At 64.6% G+C, this 21,065-nt stretch carries 11 protein-coding genes; 7 read left to right on the forward strand and 4 right to left on the reverse strand.

What is annotated here, in order from left to right:
* The 3 genes from ACG2LG_RS08935 to ACG2LG_RS08945 form a co-directional block, all read left to right on the forward strand.
* A partial coding sequence (locus ACG2LG_RS08935; protein ID WP_396258259.1) for a hypothetical protein occupies nucleotides 1–565 on the forward strand: 565 nt, incomplete at its 5' end.
* Complete coding sequence (locus ACG2LG_RS08940; protein ID WP_396258261.1) at nucleotides 565–816, forward strand: hypothetical protein; 252 nt, start codon at nucleotides 565–567, stop codon at nucleotides 814–816. The genes ACG2LG_RS08935 and ACG2LG_RS08940, both read left to right, overlap by 1 nt.
* 417 nt (nucleotides 817–1,233) lie before the next feature.
* Nucleotides 1,234–2,853, forward strand: coding sequence for a peptide chain release factor 3 (locus tag ACG2LG_RS08945; RefSeq protein ID WP_396258263.1), 1,620 nt, complete (start codon nucleotides 1,234–1,236; stop codon nucleotides 2,851–2,853).
* On the opposite strand, the gene ACG2LG_RS08950 is transcribed toward ACG2LG_RS08945, so the two are convergent.
* The 4 genes from ACG2LG_RS08950 to ACG2LG_RS08965 all read right to left on the reverse strand — a co-directional run bounded on the left by ACG2LG_RS08950 (nucleotide 2,824) and on the right by ACG2LG_RS08965 (nucleotide 7,436).
* Entirely contained in the window at nucleotides 2,824–2,985 is a 162-nt protein-coding gene (locus tag ACG2LG_RS08950; protein ID WP_396258265.1) for a hypothetical protein, read from the reverse strand. The genes ACG2LG_RS08945 and ACG2LG_RS08950 overlap by 30 nt on opposite strands.
* 68 nt (nucleotides 2,986–3,053) lie before the next feature.
* The gene (locus tag ACG2LG_RS08955) at nucleotides 3,054–3,380 is read right to left on the reverse strand and encodes a hypothetical protein (RefSeq protein ID WP_396258267.1); all 327 of its coding nucleotides are present in this window, start codon (nucleotides 3,378–3,380) and stop codon (nucleotides 3,054–3,056) included.
* 221 nt (nucleotides 3,381–3,601) lie between these two features.
* Nucleotides 3,602–5,857 (reverse strand): NAD-dependent DNA ligase LigA, encoded by a 2,256-nt coding sequence (gene ligA / locus ACG2LG_RS08960; protein ID WP_396258268.1) that lies wholly within the window; start codon nucleotides 5,855–5,857, stop codon nucleotides 3,602–3,604.
* Between the two features lie 118 nt (nucleotides 5,858–5,975).
* Complete coding sequence (locus tag ACG2LG_RS08965; RefSeq protein ID WP_396258269.1) at nucleotides 5,976–7,436, reverse strand: sulfatase; 1,461 nt, start codon at nucleotides 7,434–7,436, stop codon at nucleotides 5,976–5,978.
* A gap of 163 nt (nucleotides 7,437–7,599) precedes the next feature.
* On the opposite strand from ACG2LG_RS08965, the gene ACG2LG_RS08970 reads away from it, so the two are divergent.
* From ACG2LG_RS08970 to ACG2LG_RS08985, 4 genes are all read left to right on the forward strand, one after another.
* Nucleotides 7,600–10,041, forward strand: coding sequence for a DUF1553 domain-containing protein (locus ACG2LG_RS08970; RefSeq protein WP_396258271.1), 2,442 nt, complete (start codon nucleotides 7,600–7,602; stop codon nucleotides 10,039–10,041).
* A 112-nt stretch (nucleotides 10,042–10,153) separates the two neighbouring features.
* A complete protein-coding gene (locus ACG2LG_RS08975; protein WP_396258273.1) occupies nucleotides 10,154–11,416 on the forward strand; it encodes a DUF1501 domain-containing protein in 1,263 nt (420 codons plus the stop codon).
* Entirely contained in the window at nucleotides 11,413–13,590 is a 2,178-nt protein-coding gene (locus ACG2LG_RS08980) for a tol-pal system YbgF family protein (protein WP_396258275.1), read from the forward strand. The genes ACG2LG_RS08975 and ACG2LG_RS08980 overlap by 4 nt, the downstream gene beginning before the upstream one ends.
* Before the next feature lie 236 nt (nucleotides 13,591–13,826).
* The gene (locus tag ACG2LG_RS08985) at nucleotides 13,827–20,813 is read left to right on the forward strand and encodes a tetratricopeptide repeat protein (RefSeq protein WP_396258276.1); all 6,987 of its coding nucleotides are present in this window, start codon (nucleotides 13,827–13,829) and stop codon (nucleotides 20,811–20,813) included.
* Nucleotides 20,814–21,065: the final 252 nt, after the last annotated feature.

The following is a 21,065-nucleotide window of genomic DNA, read 5'->3' on the forward strand; positions in this document are numbered from 1 at the left end:
CAGCTTCAACGGGGCGCGAGCGCTGCACGCCGTCGGCACCGAGCTGCGAACTGGAGGCATCTTATCCCATGCTGGGCCCGAGTTCTGGCACTCCGCCCAAGTGAGCCGCTTTCTAGCGTCGCCCCAATTTGCCGCTTTGTCCCGAGAGGCTAGAAGCTTGGCCCCAAGGAGGATACCTGGGCCAACTGTTCCCGCCTACCATGTGAAGAACTTCACAGGAGGAAAGTATGTAAACCGCCAAGTCTCAGGGGATGAAATTTTCTACAAGTATCATGGTGTAAACAACCGGACGGGGAAAACGAACAACTACCTGACCAACAAGAAACACACTTCTGAACAAGCTCTTCGCAACGATCTAGCCATTCTGGATGAATGGGGAATCACCATTGATCGGGTGACGACGTTCAAGCCTGCCAGAGGAACTTGGATTAGTGAGGGAACGGCAGCGCGGCAGGTTGGTGATCTGACAGGAGAGATTAGAGCAGGTGGAGGTTATCAAGGGCTGATTGATGTTCCAAACCTCCCTAATTCCACAGTAATTAAAACCGATCTTCTAGGATGGTGATGAAGGAGAGCGTAGTAAAATTGACGACGAATCTGTTGGATTCCGCTTTGTCGAGAGACACGGAACAGGGGCTGGTTGTGTTCCGAAAAGCTCTTGAATTGTTGGGTGAGGCTGGCTCGGAAGCTGAGATTCTGAGTGTTCTAGAAAAACTGAACAAAGCTCTGGTTGGCATCGAAGCCCACGGTTACCTGACATCGGAGGAGTTCGGGTGGGTGAAAGAATTGCGGGAGATTGAGGAAGCTGGAGTATGATGAGAGAGCTTCCACTACGACTACTGCTTGCGAGGTTGCTGTTCGCAGTAGATAGTTGCAGTCAATAGCAATGTGCGTGCCATCCTATTTCCATGCCAAGTTTCCGATCGAAGCTTCTCGTGTGCAGTGGCCCCGAAGGTGCTTGCCGTCTTATCATTCCGAACGTTTCAACACCTGGCCCCTCTCCCAATCCTGTGCTGTCCCGGCCAGTCCAGACCCGCGCCTTGAATTCCATCTTTCAGGCAGCGCATCAGTCCTTCACGCCGGTAAGAAACGCGACTTGTCCGATGATGTTGGTTGCGATCATGGTCAACGGACTTCGGGCTGTCAAAGTAGTTGGCTTGTAAAAGCCCGGCATCGGTGCTGTCAATTCGCCCTTGATGCTCGCCGCCTTCGGCCCTAGGCCCCTCGGCGCCGATGTCCAATGCCGAGCTCCAACGCGAAGTGGCCCGCCGCCGCTCGTTCGCGATCATTTCCCACCCGGATGCGGGGAAAACGACCCTCACCGAGAAGTTCCTGCTCTACGGTGGGGCGCTCCAGCTTGCCGGCAGCGTGACCGCCCGCAAGAACCAGCGCGCGACCACCTCCGACTGGATGGAGCTCGAGAAACAGCGGGGGATCTCGGTCAGCTCGACGGTCCTCCAGTTCGATTACAAGGACCGGGTCATCAACATCCTCGACACCCCCGGCCACAAGGACTTCTCGGAGGACACCTACCGCGTGCTGACGGCGGTGGACGCGGCCGTGATGGTGGTCGATGCGGGCAAGGGCATCGAGAGCCAGACCCGCAAGCTCTTCGAGGTCTGCCGGAAGCGTGGGGTGCCGATCTTCACCTTCATGAACAAGCTCGACCGTCCGGCCCGGCCGCCGCTCGAACTGCTCGACGAACTGGAAAGCGTGCTCGGGATCGATGCCATCCCGCTCAACTGGCCGCTCGGTGACGGCCCGCGTTTCCGGGGCGTGTTCGATCGCGAGGAGAAGCAGGTCCACCTTTTCGAGCGCACCCCAGGCGGCGCCTTCCGCGCGCCGGAGTCGGTGAACGACATCTCGGATCCCATCGTCCGCGAGAAGCTCGACTCCGATGTGTATGACCAGGTGACCGAGGAACTCGAGCTGCTGGAAGGGGCGGGTGCCGGGTTTGACTACGAAGCGGTCGCCGCCGGCGAGTTGACGCCGGTCTTCTTTGGCAGCGCCGCCAACAACTTCGGTGTTCAACTCCTGCTCGACCGGTTCATCGAGCTGGCTCCGCCGCCGGCATCGCGCACCAGCAATGGCGAGGAGGTGGCGCCGACCTCCGAGGACTTCTCGGCCTTCGTGTTCAAGATTCAGGCCAACATGAATCCGAAGCACCGCGACCGGGTCAGCTTCATCCGCATCGTCAGCGGGCGTTTCGAGCGCGACATGAACGTCATCCACACCCGCACCGGGGAAAAGGTCCGCCTGTCGAACTCGATGCGGCTTTTCGCGCAGGACCGCGAGACCGTGGACGACGCCTTTGCCGGTGATGTCGCCGGTCTGGTCGGCAATCACGACTTCCTCATCGGTGACACGCTGTCGTCGAACAAGGACATCGCCTTCGATGAGATTCCGCGTTTCGCCCCGGAGTGCTTCGCCTACCTGCACAATGCCAGCACCGCGAAGTTCAAGCGCTTCCGGGCCGGCCTGGCGCAGATGCTCAAGGAGGGGGTGGTGATGGAGTTCCAACCGCTCGACACCACCGGGGCCTACGTCCCGCTGCTGGGCGCGGTCGGTCCACTGCAGTTCGAGGTGCTCCAGCACCGGCTGCAGGGCGAGTATGACGCCGAGACCCGGATCGAGCACGCCTCGTGGGGATTCTCCAGGTGGATGCGGAAGAAGGAGGGCGAGACCACACCCGAGGACCTGCCCGAGCTTTCGATGGATGTGAAACTGGTGCGGGACCTTCACGGGCATCTGGTCGCGCTCATCCCCAGCGAGTGGACGCTTGGCACCTTTACGGAAAAGAACGCCGACTGGGAGATCAGCGACTCACCATTCCCGCCGCCGGTGGAGCCGTGAGCGGAGCGTGTGTCCGGGAGGGAAGATTCCGGCGATGCCGATGAGCATGGCGGGGTCCGTGTTCGACAGCGGGGCTCCGTTCCATGAGGTGTTCTCCCAGATCGTGTTCTTGGCATAGAGAGGGGGCTTCAACGAAGAGGAAGATGTATTCTTCGCCCGGGTTGCCGCCAGCCAGCTCGGCGGATCCTTCGTGAACCGGATCACGGGTTGCCGTCGACCGCCGGAAACCTTTTCAGCAGGTCGGCGAAATAGTCGGGGCCGAGATCCTTGAAAAGATCGCGGGCGTCGCCGGAGAAGGGCAGCGATTCCGGGTTCCATTCGGTGGGGGAGGCCCCGCGGCCGGCCCGGATGGAACTCACGCTGATGCCGCTCGGCGTGCTGACGTAGCCGGGGGCTGCCGGTGATGAGGTCGAGCAGGATGCGGCCATCAGCATGCCCCCCGCGCAGGCGGCAAGCGCGGCCAGACGGACCGGAAGGAATCGGGTCGGGGGTTGCGAGACAACCGCGTGGGAAGCGGGGGAGTTCATCAGGGGAGGGTGTGTGTTTCCGGTGGGGATCCGGTGGCCGGGAGTGATTCCCGACGCGCCAAAGCTAGCATGATCCAAGTTGAAGAATATTACGTGATCGGGTGTAAGTCACTAAGCACGTGCACTCGCTGCATGGAAGCTTCGCTTCAGCGTTTGCGGGAGCCCGCGACCGGTAGTGAAAGGCACCCGCCGCCGAGGAGAATCTGGCGGGATGTCACGCTCTATCCGAGAAGGGCGCGCGCCTGGTCCTCGTCGATGATCTCGACGCCGAGTTTTCCGGCCTTGTCGCGCTTGGATCCGCCACCTTCGCCGGCGACGAGGTAGTCGGTGTTCTTCGAGATGCTGCCGCTCACCTTGGCCCCCGCGGCTTCGAGCAGCTGTTTCATTTCATCGCGGCTGACACTGAGTGTGCCGGTCAGGACCATGGTCTTCCCGGCGAGAGGGAGCTCGGAGCGGTCGGCTTCGGCTGGCTTGGGCAGGAAGTTCGCGGACTCCGGTTGCAGCTTGAGCTCTGCCATGCGTTCGAGGACGTGCCGGCCTGCCTCGGACTCGAAAAAGGAAAGCACGCTTTCGGCCGCGACCGGGCCGACATCCGGGCTCACCTCGTAGGGCTTGAGCCGCGCGTCCAGTTCGGCGATCTGCTGCTTGAGCTTGTCGTGCCGTTCCTGCCTTGACTTCTTGTCGGCCTCGTCGGTGGGCGGGTTGTCCTTGTTGCGCGGGGAGACCCGCTTGCGCTCCTCCTCGAGCCGGGCGCTGTCGCGCAGGGCATGCAGAACTTCACTGCCGGGAAGATCGGAGAGGTGCTTGTGAAGACGGGCGAGTTCCTTGGAGGCGGACTCGCCGACCTGCCGGATTCCCATGGCGAAGAGCCAGCGGTCCAGCGGCTTTTCGCGTGCGCGGTCGAGCGCGGCGATCACCTTGGCGGCGTTCTTCTCGCCAAAGCGCCTCGGTTCCTCGTCGGTCCCGAGGTTGAGCGTGCCCAGCGGGCTTTCTTCGAGAGTGAACAGGTCGAGCGCGGTGGTGCAGATGCCCCGCTTCACGAGTGCCTCGGCGACGATCTCGCCCACGCCATCGATGTCGAGCGCCTTGCGGGAGGCGAATTGTTTGATCTTCGAGACCGCCTGGGCCGGGCATTCGAAATTTCCGCAGCGCCAGGCGACGAATCCCTCTTCCCGGGCAATCGGTCCGTGGCAGGACGGGCACCGGCCGCCGACATGGTCGTGGAGTGAGAAGGGTTCTGCATCGGCAGGGCGCTTCTCCGGGATCACCCTGACCACCGCCGGGATGATCTCGCCGGCCTTCTCGATGAGGACGGTGTCGCCGATGCGGACGTCCTTGCGCTCGATCTCCTCCTGATTGTGCAGGGTGGCGCGGGAAACGGTGGTGCCGGAGACGAGGACGGGTTCGAGCTCGGCGACCGGGGTGAGCACGCCGGTGCGTCCGACCTGGATGGTGATCTCCTTGAGCACGGTCTCCTTCTGTTCGGGCCGGAACTTGTAGGCGGCCGCCCAGCGCGGGGCGCGGGAGCGGAAGCCCAAGGTACGGCGTTCTTCGTAGTCGGCGACCTTGATCACTGCGCCATCCGTGCCATACGGCAGGTCGTGGCGCTCGTGGTTGATTCGCTCCACGGCGGCGAGGGTTCCATCGAGCGTGGACGCGGGGATCAGGGGCTGGTTACGCGGGATGCCGAGCTCCTCGAGGAGATTCGAAAAGTCATCCTCGGACCCAAGCTCCGGCCCCTCGTAGGCACCGAGGCCGTGGGCGAGAAAATCCAGGGGGCGTTCCGCGACCTTTTTCGGATCCAGTTGCTTGAGCGTGCCGGCGGTGGCGTTGCGGGGGTTGGCAAAGGTCGGGAGGCCCTGTTCGTCGCGCTCGGCGTTCATCGCGGCGAAGGCCTCGTTGGGCATGAAGATCTCACCGCGGATTTCCAGAAGGGCGGGGGGCGTGGAGGAGGTGGAAAGCGAGAGGGGGACGGAGCGGATGGTCCGGACGTTGTGGGTGATGTCGTCGCCGGTCTCGCCATCGCCGCGGGTGGCGGCATAGTCGAGTTGGCCGTCGCGATAGACGAGTGACACGGCGACGCCGTCGATCTTGGGCTCGACGGTCACCGCGACGTCGTCCCGCCCAAGGTTCTTGCGGAGGCGCTGGTAGAAGTCGATGAGCTCGACTTCCGGCGTGTCCGATTCATCGGGGTCCAGCTCGAATACATCGTCGATGGAGAGCATCGGGACGAGGTGCTTGACCTGCTGGAAACCCTCGATGGGTTCGCCGCCGACCCGCTGGGTGGGGGAGTTCGGGTCGGCGAACTCGGGATGCCGGCTTTCGAGGTCCTCCAGCTCGCGAAAGAGCTTGTCGTACTCCGTGTCGGAGATCTCGGGAGCAGCGTCGGTGTAGTAGAGCCGGTTGTGCCGCTCCAGCTCGGCTCGGAGCTCGGCGGCGCGCTGGCCGGGGTCGGATGCGGAGAAAAGATCGTCCATGAGGCGGGAAAAGTCTGAACCGGGATCGGCCCTCCGCCAAGAGCGGGGACAGGATCAAGCGTCGTGTTGGGAAATGGGAAGCATGATGGACCTGATGAACCGGTTGAACGGAATCCTTCTACTTCGGCGCGACGTCCGTTCTTCGAATGAGCGGCTTGCGCGGGCCCTCATCGAAAAAGCGGGCACCACTCCCCACGCAATCCATGTCGCCAAGCTCCCTGCGTGCCCGGGTAATGCGCTGCTGAAGGGCGTCGACGACCCCGGGGTGGGCGCCGGCCTGGTCGGTCGTTTCACCGGGGTCGGCGTCGAGGTCGTAGAGTCGCACCTCGGGGATCGCTTCAAGCATGCGTCCCCACCAGCCGGTGCCGGGCGGGTTGGCCGGCCGCGGAAGGACGAGCTTCCACTTTCCGCTGCGAACTCCCGTCAGCAGGCAGCCGGAGTAGTAGAGGTATTCGTCGCGCGGGCTTTGGTCGGCCTTGCCGGTGAGAAAGGCGGAGGCGTCGACGCCGTCGAGCGTCGCGGATGGAAGCCTGGCCCCGGCGAGGGAGGCGAAGGTGGGAAGCAGGTCCATGGTGGTGAGGATGTCGTCGGAGACCCGACCGGCCGGGATCCTGCCGGGCCAGCGGATGAGGAAGGGGACCCGGCAGCCGCCTTCCCACGCACTCATCTTCCAGCCACGCAGGGGGGCGGCCGACCCGCTGTGGTCGCGGGGGATGAAGGGCTTGCCCCCGGGTTTCATGCCACGGGTGGTCTCGATCCAGGGGCCGTTGTCGGAGGTGAAGACGATGAGCGTGTCCGCATCGAGGTCGAGTCGCTTCAGGGCGGCCAGGATTTCGCCGTAGGACGCGTCGATTTCCTCGATCGTGTCGCCGTAGGGGCCGTAGGCGGACTTGCCCTTGAACTCCGGGGACGCCCCCACCGGGATGTGCGGCAGGTTGTGGGCGAGGTAGAGAAAGAAGGGTTGCTCGCGCTGCTTTTCGATCCAGGTAATGGCCTCCCGGGTGTAGTCGCGGGTGATGGTGTCCCAGCTCTCGACGGCTTGGACCAACACCTCCTCGTTGCGGAAGATCGGGCTGCGGAACTTCGTGTCTTTGACGAAGACGGTGTAGCCGTTGAAGAGCGGTGTTCCGTAGAAATGATCGAAGCCCTGGGCATTGGGCATGGTGCTGCGGTCGAAGCCGCCCGGATCTCCCTTCTTGTTCTCGGTCAGGTGCCACTTGCCGATCAGGGCCGTGGCGTAGCCGGCGTCCCTGAGGACTTCCGCCATGGTGACCTCCTTCGGGTGGGGAACGGTATGCAGGCGCTTGATGTTGCCCGGTTCCCCGACCCGGATCGGGTAGCAACCCGTCATCAGGGCGGCTCGCGAGACCCCGCACACCGGCTGGGCGTAGAAGTTCGTGAGCTTCATTCCTTCCGCCGCCATTTGGTCGAGATGGGGGGTCTTGATGCGCTTCGATCCGAAGCAGCCGAGGTCCTCGTAGCCCTGGTCGTCGGTGAAGATGACGATGACATTCGGCTGCCTTGCCCGGGCGGCGGAAACGGCGAGCAGGGCGAGGGTGGCGAAGAGGAGAAGTCTCATGTTCCAGGGGACGAGGTCCTTTCTACGGGGAGGTCCCGAGGATTCTCGCAGTGGGAGGGCGGGCTCGACCGACGGAATTCGTGCGGTGAAAGGTGTTCCTGCGTGACGGGGTAGGGGAGGGAATGTAGTTTTTCCCCTGATCCCGGCGTCGCCGGTACTGCCCATGAAACACGCCCGACTGTCCTTCTTCGTCTCGATCGCCTTTCCGGCGGTGGTGGCCGGGCAGGCGACCGTGCCGGACTTCGTGACCGAGGTGAAGCCCCTGCTCGAGCAGCACTGCGTGCGCTGCCACCAGGAGGACAAGGTGAAGGGCGGGTTGCGGATGGACAACAAGGAGGATTTCTTCGATGGCGGCAGCGATGAGGACTTCATTCCCGGGGATGTTGCCGGCAGTGGCGTGACCCGCCGCATCCTGCTGCGGCCGATCGACGAGGGCTACATGCCGGACAAGGGCCGCGTGCTCGAGAAGGAGGAGGTCGATGTGATCGTGGCCTGGGTCGCCGGTGGCGCGCCATGGCCGGACGGGGTGACGCTGAGCGCGCGTGAACCGGCTCCGGTTCCGCGGGCGCCGATGCCGGAGCGGGCTCCGAAGGATGCTGCGGACGCGTCCCGCATGCTGGATGGCCTGGTGGGGCACATTCTGGAGTCGGAGCGGATCACGCCGACGCCGCCGATCGATGAGCTCGCCTTGCTGCGCCGGACGACCGTCGATCTGATCGGACGCATCCCGACGAATGAGGAGATCGACGAATACCTGGCGTGGCCCGCGGGAACGAGGCGCGACCAGCTCGTCGGGAAGCTGCTCGAGGATCCGCGCTTCGCCGACCGCTGGTCGGTGTTCTTCGCCGACATGCTTCGCATCCGCTCGAACCAGCCCGCGGCGAACCTCTGGCTCGGCTGGGTCCACCGCGCGCTGCGCGAGGGCAAGCCCTACGACGAAATGGTGCGCGAGATGATCGCGTCCTCCGGTCGGCCGGGAAGCATGCCGGCGGTCGGTTTCCTGCTCGCCGAGCAGGCCAATGCGCTCGAACTTGGGGCGGTGACCTCGCAGGTTTTTCTCGGCGTGCAGATCGGCTGCGCGATGTGCCACGACCATCCCTACGACGACTGGGAGCAGGAGGACTTCTACGACTTCGCCGCCTTCTTCGGGAAGACTCGCACGGTGGGGCGCCGCGACCGTGGCTCCAACTACGTGACCGAAGCCGGGGACACGACCGTGATGTGGCCGCCCGAAGACAAGGCGGGCGATGCGAAGCGCAGGCCGGTGGATGCCCACTATCCCTTTGAGCTGGTCGAGTTCGAGGAAACCCCGGATTACATCCGGCGGTTGGAGAAGCTGCGGGCCGGAGGAAAGCCCGGAGCGGACGAGGCGGTCGCCGAAGCGGAGATCGAGGATCTGCTCGATGCGATCGATGAGAAGACGGGGGACTCGGTCTTGGATGAGGCGCTGAAGGAAAGCCGCCAGCTGCAGGTGGAGAAGGATCTGTATCGGACCAGCGAGCTGCGCGCCCGCCTCGCGGACCGGATCACCGATCCCCGGAATCCGTATTTCGCCAAGGCCTTCGTCAACCGGATGTGGGCGGAGCTGATCGGCCACGGCTTTGTCGAGCCGCTCGACAATTTTTCGGCCTACAACGACCCGGTCCACGTTTCGGCCATGGAATTTCTCGCCCAGGAGTTCATCGCCGGCGGCTACGACATCAAGTCGCTGATCCGGATGATCGTCGGCAGTGAAGCCTATCGCCGGAGCGTGGCTCCGATCGGCACCACCGCCAGCGACCGCGAGCACGCCGAGCGCTTGTTCGCGGCGGCCCCCGCACGGCGGATGCTGGGAGAAACCCTCTACGACAGCATCGTGATCGCCGGGCATCTGCAGAAGCCGAAGTGGCCGGCCGGCGCGAACCTGCGCACCGAGACCTACCAGGTCCGGGTGCCCGTCGGCACCGAGGATCTCCCCGAAGGCGAAAGCGCCTCGTCGGGGGCGGCACCGATGATGGCGGGCATGCCGACGAAGCGGACCGATGGCTATGATTTGGAAACGACCCTCGAGCTGGACTTCGAGAGCCTGCAAAAGCAGCAGAGCCAGGCCGAGTTGATCGCGATGCGGGAGGCGGAGGACCAGCGCCTCGCGGAGCGCGAGCGGGCGATGGCGATGCAGGAAACCAACCGGACCCGGACGATTTACGAGACCCGCACGGAGACCCGTGAGGTGGATGACAACCCGGTCTTCGGTTCCGCCCTGCGGATGGCGAGCCCCGCGCCGCCGGCGCACTTTCTGCGGGTCTTCGGTCAGCCGTCGCGCGAGGGGCTCGGCGAATTCCGCGAGGACGATGCCTCGATGCGCCAGCAACTGATGATGATCAACGGTCGCCTGACCAACGAAGCAGCGAGGGTCGGTCCCTTCGAACCGATGCATCGGGCGCTCGAGGAGAGCCACGAGCAGGCGGTAAAGTTGGCCTACCGCGAAATCCTGACCCGCCTGCCCGATGATCGCGAGATGCAGATGGCGCTCAAGCTTCTGGCGGCCGAAGGCGACCCCGCCGAGCACATGGCCGATCTCCGCTGGGCTCTGCTCAACAGCCACGAATTCCGTTTCATCCCGTGAAGTCCCGTGAATCCATGGGCATGGGTGTTGCCAAGTGCTCCCACCTCCTGTTCTTCCATCGACAATCTGAAATCTGAAATCCCAGATCTGAAATCCCCAACCTTCACCGACCATGTCCGGATGCACCGACTACCACATGACCCGCCGCCGCATGCTCGGCATGGTGGGTGCCAGCATGATGGGGATGCCCATCAGCCGCCTGCTTGCCGACATCGACAGCTCGCGCAAGGGCAGTGCCGACCATGTGATCCTGTTCTGGAACAGCGGAGGCATGAGCCACCTGGACACCTGGGATCCCAAGCCCGGCCGCAAGGTCCAGGGCGAGTTCGAGCCGATCAAGACCTCGGTCGACGGGATGGAGATCAGCGAGATCTTCCCGCAGCTCGCGAAGCAAATGCACGACGCGGCCCTGCTGCGCTCCATCGCCGGAGTGAATGGTGACCACGGCCGGGCGCAGTACGAACTGCAGACGGGTTTCAATCAGACGCCGAACCTCGTGCACCCCGGGCTGGGCTCGATCGTCGTCCACGAAATGGAGCCGCTCGGCGACCTTCCGGCCTTTGTCAGCATCAGTGGCCAGGCATCGAAGGCCGGCTACCTCGGCCAGCGCTGCGAGGCCTACTTCGTGGGCCGTCCGGGCGACAAGGATCCGTATCTCGCCTTTCCGGAGGGCATTCATCACGAACGCGGCATGAAGCGGCTCGAGATCCTCGCGGAGATGAACGCGCGGCATTCGGCATCGACCGGATGCCCGGAGTTCCAGGCGACCGAGGTCGCCCTGCGCGAAGCGGTGAAGCTGATGGAGAGCCCGGCGCTCAAGGCCTTCGAGATCGACGACGAAAAGCCGGAAACCATCCAGCGCTACGGCGACACCGAGTTCGGTCGCGGTGCACTGCTCGCCCGCCGACTGGTGGAGAAGGGGGTCCGCTTCGTGCAGGTGAATCGTGGAGGGTTCGACAACCACGGGGGCATCTTCGACGCCATGCGGGCGCATGGTGCGGTGATGGACCCCGCCATCGCCTCGCTCATCTCGGACCTGCGGGCGAATGGCAAGCTGAGCCGCACGCTGGTGATCGTGCTGAGCGAATTCGGCAGGACGCCGCGGATCAACGGCAACGGCGGCCGCGACCACCATGCCCGCTGTTTCAGCGCGCTGATGGCCGGAGGCGGGCTGAAGGGCGGATCCATCGTCGGGGCATCCGATCCCGACGGCATGGTGCCGGCCGAACGCCCGATCCAGGTCGCCGACATCCACGCGACGGTTTGCCATGCCCTGGGCATCGCGCCGGATCGTGAAGTCATTTCCCCCCAAGGCCGACCGATGCGTCTGGTGCGCAAGGAGGCTCAACCGATCAAGGAACTGTTCCCCGCATGAGCTTGAGCAGGTTCGTTCCGCTGCGTGCGGGATGGTTGCTGGCACTGGCGTTGCTCGTCCTGCCGCCTGGTTTCGCGCAGGAGCGGGGTTCGGTGGTCGAGGATCGGGCGGCGAGGAAGTTGCTGCAGGCCGGCGATGTGCGGATGGAGCTGGGCGAGACGAAGAAGGCGGTCGAAGTCTGGGAATCGGTGATCGACCGCTATCCGCGCAGCCCGATTCGCTTTCAGGCGCATCTGCGGGTCGCCGATTTCCTGCTCGAGGAGGAGCGGGCCCACGATCGGGCGCGCCAGCATTACGAGGCGGCAGCGGTCGAGGCAAACGGCGATGAGGATCTGCGGGTGCGGGCGCTGCTGATGAGTGGCGTGTGCCATTTCGAGTCGGCCCAGTATGGTCATTGCTTCAAGGTGATGCGTTCCCTGATCCAGGGCTTTCCCGGACGAACGGAAGTCAACGACGCCCATTACTACATCGGGCTGAGTCATTTCAAACAAGGCCACTACGGCCGCGCGATCGAGGCGCTCGACAAGGTGGGAACCGCGGTGGGCGCGGATGGCCCGACCGTTGCCAAGGTCGAAGCCGGCCGGCGCCTGCATGTGCGCATCGACGACCAGGACCTGGCGATCCTGCCGCGGGGTGAGGCGGTGATGGTGCGCTGCACGAGCAGCAGTGGTGACGAAGAAAGCGTGGCGTGTCATCCGGTCGGCCGGGAAGTGAAGGTCGCGCTTGGCAGCCTGGCGACCGCCTTGGCAAATCCGGAGAAGGGCAATGGAATTCTGGAGGTTCGGGGAGGCGATGAGGTGATGGTCGAGTACATCGATGCGCATGCGGCTGAGCGCGCCCAGGATGTGCCACGACGGCATCAGGTGACGGTGGTCGGAACGGGTCGGGCCCGGATCACCGATGGCGGCTACGAGCAGGACCTGCGGGCCGCCGTCCTGGGCAAGGCCGTGCATCTTGAGGTGACGGATGCCGATCTGGATACCGGTCCCGGGCCGCAGGCACTTGAAGCGAAGCTCGAAGTCTGGCGGAAGCGAACTGCCGACGAGATCGACGAGGAACTCGCGCGGCGGGTTGCGGCGGGTGAAGCGGCGGAGGGGCCGGAAGGGGAAGACTTGCGATCAAAGATCGATCCCGGGGTGGCGGTTCGATCGGAAGCGGTGAGCTTGACCGAGTCCGATGAGCCCGGGGTCTTCAGGGCGTCTGTCGCGATTGGAGGCGATCGCGGACTTGAGGCGGAGCCGGGTCAGTGGCTGCGGCTCGTCTATCAGGACGAGGAGCACTTCGGTGAGGGCTCGCTCGAATGCCGGGCCGAGGCGCGGGTGATCGAGGGCAATCTCGGAGACATGCGCGTCAGTCGGTCGGACATCAGCGACGAGGATCTGCGTTTGAAGACCCAGCTGCGCACGGCCGGGGCGCTGACGCGGGTGGGCGGGCAGTACGACGACTTCGGGCTGCACGAGCAGGCGATGGCGAAATACCGTGAGGCCTTGCAGGTCTGCGAGGAACTGCTGGGTGACGCCCGCAAGGAAGGCGGCAAGCTGCTCGAGGAAACCTACGTCGAGTTGTGGCGGATCTACTTCGCGATGGACGAGCTCGATCTCGCCTTGAGCATGAGTCGTCTGCTCCAGAAGGAATTTCCCGAGAGCACCTATGTCGATGAGGCGATGCTCCAGCAGGCTCATGTCGAGCGCGAGCGGGAGGACTGGAACCGGGCGATCCAGCTTTACTCGGGGATCGTTTCCATGCGCGAGAGCAAGTTTCGGGGGGATGCCCAGTTCGCGATCGGCGAGTGCTACGAAGCGATGGCGCTCAAGGCATCTGGCGGGCGTGGCGACGGGTATTTCGAGAAGGCTTTCGTGGCCTACAAAAAGGTCTACGAGGAGTTTCCCGATTCCAGCAAGGTCGGTGAGGCCGTTTCCAAGATGGCATCCTTCTATTACCAGAAGCAGGACTACGAACGTGCGGTGGACGTCTTCGAGAACGTGCTCGCCGACTATCCGGACGCGGCCTTTCTCGACGTGATTCTCTTCAATCACGGCCGTTGCCTCTACAAGCTCGGCCGCAAGAGCGAGGCGCGGGGCCGCTTCGAGCAGATCATCCAGGATTTTCCCGAGAGCGATGTCGCCGCCGAGTCGGTGAAGATTGTCGAGGCCCTGAAGAAAGGAGGCTTTTGATGAGGGGGGTTCTCGATCAATTGGTCCGCCCGGTGCCAAAGCCTGAAGGGCTTTCAGATACCAGCCCAGGGCAACGCCCTGGGTGTGAGGTTGGAGGAAATCCGCAGGCTGAAGGCCTGCCACATGCGGGGAGCGAACGGTCTCGCGGGTCTTCAGCCCGCCAATATGGGTCCACATCGATTCCCAGGGCGTTGCCCTGGGCTGTGTTCTTCGGGGACCTTCGGCCCCTGAGTTGTTTGATCGCGATCATCGTTCTTCACTCCGCCGTATCCGCCGCCGACGTGGATGATCTGGAGGCCAAACTCAGGGATCATCTAACCGACAGCCCCGAGGCGGCGGAGCTGATGCTCGAATTGCTCAGCGAGCGCGAGGCGAACGAGGACGTGTTCGGGGTCATCAAGACGGCCGGTGATTTCGTCCGCGCTCAGGCAGGGCACCCGCGGCGTGCCGAGGTGATGGTGCGTCTGATGGAGGGTCATGCCGCCGGCGCGCGACATGCGGATGTGGTGGCCACGGGGAAGCGCTTCCTTGAGTTGTTTGCGGATGATCCGTCCGCACCGCGGGCGCATCGGGCGATGGCGGAAGCCTTCGAGGAACTGGGACGCCCTGCAGAGGCGGCGGGCCACTGGGCGGCACTGGGCTTGAAGGGCGATCCACTGATGGTGAAGCGTGCCCTGGATGGATTCGACCGCGCGGAGAATGCCCAGGCGGCGCGTGAAGGAGCGGAGTTCGCGGCCGCGGTTTTGGGCAACAAGCCATCGGAGCCATGGTCGATTTCCGCGGCCTTGAAGGGGATGGAGTTGGCCCATCGCGCCGAGCAGTGGGAAACGGGTGCGGAAATGGGTCGGTCGGTATCGGCCGCGAAGGGTGATCCGGCACTGAAGCGACAGCTCTGGTTCCGGCTTGGAGAGTTCGAATCGAGGCGGGGTCGCCATCAGGAAGCCGCCGCAGCGATGGAGGGGGCGCTGGATGCAGACGATCGGGAGCACTGGGCGGGCTTCCTTCGGGAGTTGGCCGCCGCCGGGGCCGATGCCTCGGTTCTGGCCGCCAAGGCCCGCGAAGTGGCGAAGATTTTGCCGGGCGATCCGGTTGCCCATGAAGCGGCCGTGCGGGCATTCGATGCCTATGTCGGGGGCGATCAGGCGGCAAAGGGGCTGGCTTTCGCCGAAGCGAAGATGGCAGGCGGCGATTACTCTCATGATCTTGTCCGTCGCTATGTCGAGGCCTGCGGTGACGATCATGGAAGGGCCGAGGGATTCCTGCGCGGGCAGGTGGGCAAACAGGCCGGAAGCGGTGCTGCGTTGAGGGAGGTATTGGCCGTCGATCTCTATCAGCACCGGATCAAGGACGCCGGCAAGTCCCGCGCGATGGCGCTTGAGTGGCTTTCCAAGTCGCCCAGCGCTCAGGGAGCCGATCGCATTGTGGCATGCCTGATCGATCAGGCAGCCGACGAGGGAGAGGTGAACGCTGATCTTGCGGCAATCATCGAGAGTGGTCGACGGGGTGCACACCTCGAGGGCTATTGGCAGGCATTGTGGCGGTGGCGGAGCGAGGATCCCGCGCGCCGCAAGCTCATCGACAATGCCAGGAGGAACTTCGAGCGCGATCCGGTGGTGCGGCTTTGGTCGCGTGCGTGGAAGGGTCACCAGGAGGGGGCGCGGGCCTGCGACGAACTGCTCAAGCAGTCGCTTTCCTCCGAGCAGAAGAAGTGGGTGATGCGCCGCAAGGCCCACCTGCATCGTCATGAGCTGGGCGACAAGGTCCGCCAGCGTTCGCATGAGGCGTTTCGCGACTACTGCAAGGCCTACCCGAAGGATCGCAAGGCGGCGGAGGCGTGGCTCGAGGCGGCGGTTTATGGTGACGATGCCGCCAAGCTGGAAGCGGCCCGGCACATGCTTTCCTTCGCACCCTATGCGGCCCATCCGGATACCCGGGTGCGGGTGGTGGAGGTGGGGGATGCCGCTCATCGCAGGAAGGCCGCCGAGTGGGCCGGAAAGTGTGCGGAGCTTGCCGGGTCGCCGGGTTGGCACGCCGCCCGGATCGGACGGCTGCTGGCGGATGTGGAGCTGGAGGCGGATGCGCGTCGATGGTGGAGCCGGCAGTATGAACTGGGGCCCGACGAACACGGCGGGGTCGATTCACTGATTCACCTCACCGGCACCATGGAGGAGGACGAGGCCGTGGCGAAACTGGAGGAGGCCTTCCAGCGTTCGGACACGGTGCACGGACCGATCGCCATGGCTCTGGCGGACCGGGCCTTTCGGGCCGGGGATCTGTCCTCCTTCGCCAAGTGGACGAAGGCGACCCGCGAGCGTCAGGATGCGCGTCCGTTCCAGGATTGGCACGTCGGCGAATGGCCGGCTCGTGGCTGGATGGAGCACGCGGTGAAGTCCTCCGAGATGCCGGATGGGGACAAGGCGAAGGTCTATGCCGCCATTTCAAAACTCCGGATCGGGCGAATCAGCGCCGAGGCGGGTGCCCGGCTGGCATTGCTCGAGGAGCCTTCATGGGAACGCATCACGAATCTCCAGCAGGCGATCCGGGGTGCGGACCGGCACCATGAGTCGTGGACCCGGCTCTACGACCGGGCGCTGGAGGCGATCCGCCGCCGGGACATGACGCTCGCCGCGGCGATCCTCAACGGCATGCTCCATTCGGTGGGTGGTGTGGATGAGAAGGAGATGGAAAAGGCGCGTGCCCGTCTCCGGACCGCCTACGCCAGCATGGGCAGCCTCGGATCGGACATTCCCGAGGACAGCCCGATCGCGCCGCTTCTGGAGGTGGTCCTCAATCTGCGGCTGGGAGAAAGCGACAAGGCGGAACAGGCCTACTTCCAGCGCCGTGCGCTGTTCGACAAGCATGTGGCGGAGCTGCCGATCGAGTTGCTGCTTTTCGCCGCCGAGACGCACATCGAACTGGGTGACGAGAGCGATCACGAACGTGCCGAGGAAATGCTTCGCGGATGGCTGGTCCGCAATGGGGAGTCCGAACAGGTGGCGAGCCGCGACAAGGCCCGCATTCAGCTCCTGCTCGCGCGCAACTACCTTGCGTCCCAGCGCTACGATGTGGCGCGGGCCGAGTACAACACGCTGTTGCAGCTTTATCCGGATGAGGCCGAAACCATCGACGCGAAGTTCGGCATCGGTGAAACCTATCTGGCGCAGGGGATCGAAGACCAGGCCCTGGAAATCTTCGAGGACCTCGCGGCCAGTGGCGATCCACGCGTGGCGATCCGTGCCGACTTCATGCGGGGGCTGGTGGCAATCCGCCTCGACGAGCCGGACGAGGCACGTCGCATTTTCCTGACGGTGCTGGAGAAGGTGCCGGAGATCGATCTGGCGGATTCCACGCTCTACCACCTCGCCGAAGTCTATGGCATCGAGCAGCGCTACCTCGCGCAGCTCGAGACCTTGAGAACGGTCGGGCGGCTGGGTCGCGAATCGCAGCGTTGGCTGACGCCGGGCAAGGCGCTGGCGGTGGTGGTGCAGGATCCGGATCTGGGCATCAGCCGTGGCGAGATGAAGCTGCCGGTGCGGGTGACCACCGATCCCGGCGGTGACGTCGAGGATTCCTTCCTCCTGAGCGGTGGCGCGGGTCGCGGCATCTTCCTCGCCGACATCCCGTCGGTGCTCGGGGTGGCCGAACCCAACGACGGCATTCTGCAGGTCACGGGCGGTGACCTGATCCGCGTGGACTACCCCGCTGAGTTCAAGGAGCAGTTCAAGAATCAGATTCTCGAAGGATCACGCATTCGCATTGCCACCGATGGCCGTCTGGAGGTGGCGAGTCGGACACTCGAAGAGGATGAGGAAGAGAGCTTCACCGACACGCTTCGCAAGGAGGAGGAAGAGACGCCGACGCTGGCGGATCAGCGCCCGGTGAACCAGGTCAAGCCGGGCAACCTGATCCACGTGCGGGTGACCGACGGCGACCAGGACCGCACCGAGCAACCCGACGAGGTGGCGGTCAAGCTGGCGACGAGCAGTGGTGACGTGGTTCGCGTGCCGGTCCGCGAGCGCTCGGCGCACGGCGGGGTCTTCGTCGGGGCGATTCCGACCGGGGAACTGCCGGCGGGGGCGCGGGCCAGCGACACGGCGATCGACCACAGCCCGCTGATGGCGATCGACCAGCGGCGCGAGTCGAGCTGGCGCAGCACGCTGGATGGCGCGGCACCCAAGAGCCTGACCGTCGACATGAAGGAGCCGCGGGTGGTCGAAAGTGTCCGGCTGGAGTCGCCGCGGGAGGACTCCGAGATGCCGATCGAGCTGAGCTTGCACGCCAGCCACGACGGACGTTTCTGGTACAAGCTCGCCGAGCATCCGTCGATCGAAGCCGTGCCGCTGCCCCGGTCGGAAATGAAGGGAATGGTGCGGCGGGTGTTCGAGGCTCCGAAGGACAAGCTGCCCGAGAACGTTTCGTGGGCGGATCTGGCCAAGGTGCTGGAGGCCTTCGAGCCGGTGGAGGAAGCGGTGGTCGAGGAACTTTCGTGGCAGCCGCCGGTGGAGGGAGACAAGGTGCACCTGGTCGTGTGGTCCGGGCCCCTGGTCCAGCCGCGGGCGGGCGCGCTCCGTTTTTCGATCGAAGGCCAGCACACCGCCCTGATGTTCGACGGTCGGCTCGAGTTGCCCGTCGGCCAGGGGGGGCGCAGCGTGGACGTCCACGCGGCGAAGGGCATTCATGAATTGGTGGTCGTTTCGATGGTTCCAGCGGGAGAGCAGGCGGCCCGGGCGAGCCGGGCGCGGGAAAACCGCCGCAGCGCGAACGTGCATCTGGCGCCCTTCGTCGCCGAAGACTTCGACCTGACAACGGTGGCCGGCCTGGAGCGGGTGACCGGTCCCATAGGTGGCCCGCTGGTCCGCGACGGCGCCGCATGGATCCTGAAGCAGGCACCGCTCGAGCTGCGGCACCTGCGGTGGGAGTTCACCCAGTTCAATGGAGCGGGTGTTTCGGTGAACCACATGACGGTCGCGGGCGGGGGGGCGACGCACATTCCGACCGAAGAAGACGTGCTCGAGCTCGCCGGAAACGAAACCCTGGAACTCGCTCCAGGCGATCAGGTCACGATTTCCTACCTCGACGAAATCGGGGCGGACGGGCTGAACCGGAACCGCCTGCTCGAGGGGAGCCTGACGGCGACCTACGGCGACGGTCGCGTGACTCCGATCACCTATTCGTTTAGCCGGGGTGGATCCGGAGAAGTGGGGCGCCAGCGCCACGAGTTGCTGCGGATCGAGCCCGGCGACCGGATCGTGGCCGAGGTCGTCGACTACGATCTGGATCGAAGCATCAAGCGCGACGAGGTGGAAGTGGAGGTCGAGGCGCCCGACGGCACGCGCACGGTGCTGACGGCGACGGAGACCGGCCCGACGACCGGCGTCTTCCTTGCCGAAGTCGAGACCTCGGCCGAGGCGGCCGAGGGAGCGATCCAGGTCGCGCCGGGGGAGCGGGTGTTCCTCCGCTACCGCGACGAGCAGAACAACTTCCCCGGGCACGCCTACGTCCGGGAGTCCTACGTGATCGTCAATGACGCCAGTGCCGGATCCATGCGGGTGATCGCTTCGGGTGCGCTGCCGGGGCAGTCACCGGCGATGACGCCGGAGCAGGTCGCGGGCGACGGTCCGGTCGAGGTCAGCCTCAGGCTTCCACTCACGATCGAAGTGATCGATCCGGACCGGGCACTCCACACCGGCAGCCGGATCGAGGTGGACGTCGAGAGCAGCCAGGGGACCCGTGCCCGGATCGAGTGTGCCCTTTCCACCGACCATTCCCCGGGTCTGGCCATTCAGGACGATTCGCTCAATCCGGCGCTGCAGGCCGGTCGCTTCGTCGGGCAGATCCCGCTGGCTCTCGGTGATGTGGAAAGCGTGGCCGTCGAGCCCGCGGATGAATCCGGTGGCGGGGAGGCGGCGATCCTCAACGTCCAGGGCAACGACACGGTGACGGCCGGTTATGCGGACGAGCGTCGGCCGGACGCGGAAGTCGTGTCGATGACGAGCGAGGCGGTTTTCCGGACGCGGGGCAGTCTGGAGGTGCTGGACGAGGGCTACGAGGAGGCGGTCGAAGGAGTCTTCCTCGGCAAGCGGCTCTACCTTCAGGTCGAGGATCCGGATCTCGACATCACGCCCGGCCGCGACATTGCGCTGGTGCGGGTGCGCTCGGAAAGCGGCGAGGAGGAAACGCTCGAGCTGAGCGAAACCCTCAGCCACAGCGGCGTGTTCAACGCCTCGTTCCCGCTGGTCGCCGCCTCGAAGCCGACACCCGGCAATCCCGAGGGCGGCGTGGAGTGCTTCTTCGGCGACACCCTGACCGTCGGCTACCTCGACAATGTCATGCAGCGACCCGACGGCACGCCGGTGGTCGAGCTGCAGGTCGCCGTGGCGATGGGTGTCGATGGATCGGCGCTGGCCTTCAGCAAGAACTTCCGCGACGAGGACCTGGCGATCCAGACGCAGTTCCATGTCGCCGAGTGCCACTTCGAGTTGTTCAAGAGCCATCGCGCGCTCGAGCAGGAAGAGGAGGCCATGGTTGAACTCGAGGCGGGTCGCAAGGTGCTGCAGGAGCTTCGCGAGGATTTTCCGGATCCAAAGTATGCGCCGCGTGTCTTCTACCTGCTCGGGCAGTTCGCCCAGGAGCTGGAGGACTGGGAAGAAGCGGTGAGCGCCTACCGGACCGTGGTGCGCAACCACCCGCAGCATTCGCTGGCGCCCGAGGCGCTCTACAAGATGGGGCAGTGCCACGAGGAGGCCGGTCAGCTCGACGAGGCGCTCGAGGACTACGCCACCCTCGCCGCCACCTATCCGAAGAGCCCGCTCATCGCCAACGTCATGCTGCGGATCAGCGAACACTTCTATCAGAAGGAGGACTTCCCGGTCGCGGCCAGCGTCGGCCGCAAGTTCCTCGAGCGATTCCCAACCCACGAGTGGGCGCCCAAGATGGCCTTCCGGGTCGGGCAGGCCCTTTACAAGAACGAGGAGTTCGGCAACGCCGCCGAGGCCTTCGACGAGTTCACCAAGCGCTTTCCCGACGAGGAGCTGACCTCCCAGGGCCTGTTCTGGTCCGGCGAAAGCTACCGCATGGCCGGCAACATCCCCGAAGCCTTCCGCCGCTACAACCGTTGCCGCTGGGACTTCCCGGAAAGCGAGGCGGCGAAGTACTCACGCGGCCGCCTGGCATTGCCGGAGCTGCTTTCCGAGTTCGACCGGCAGGCGGATCTGGGCGATTGAGGTCGGAATCGGACGAGGGCCGCTCGGAAGCCGGTGGAGGCAGTCGAAGCAACGAGCAGCTTGAGTGGTTGTGCATCACGATTAGTGTGTGTGAGTAAAAAATCCGAATTGAATGCTTGCAAATTTCCCCATCGTGAGGAATTTTCAGCTCGCTTTGCCGAGAAGAAACCCGGGGAGCGGTAACTCCCCGGGTCTTTTCGTCCGCCTTTTCCAAGGAAATGTATGGTCGTTCGCCAGCATCGTAATCTTGGG

The organism is Haloferula sp. A504 (assembly GCF_044385805.1).
Classification (GTDB): domain Bacteria; phylum Verrucomicrobiota; class Verrucomicrobiia; order Verrucomicrobiales; family Akkermansiaceae; genus Haloferula.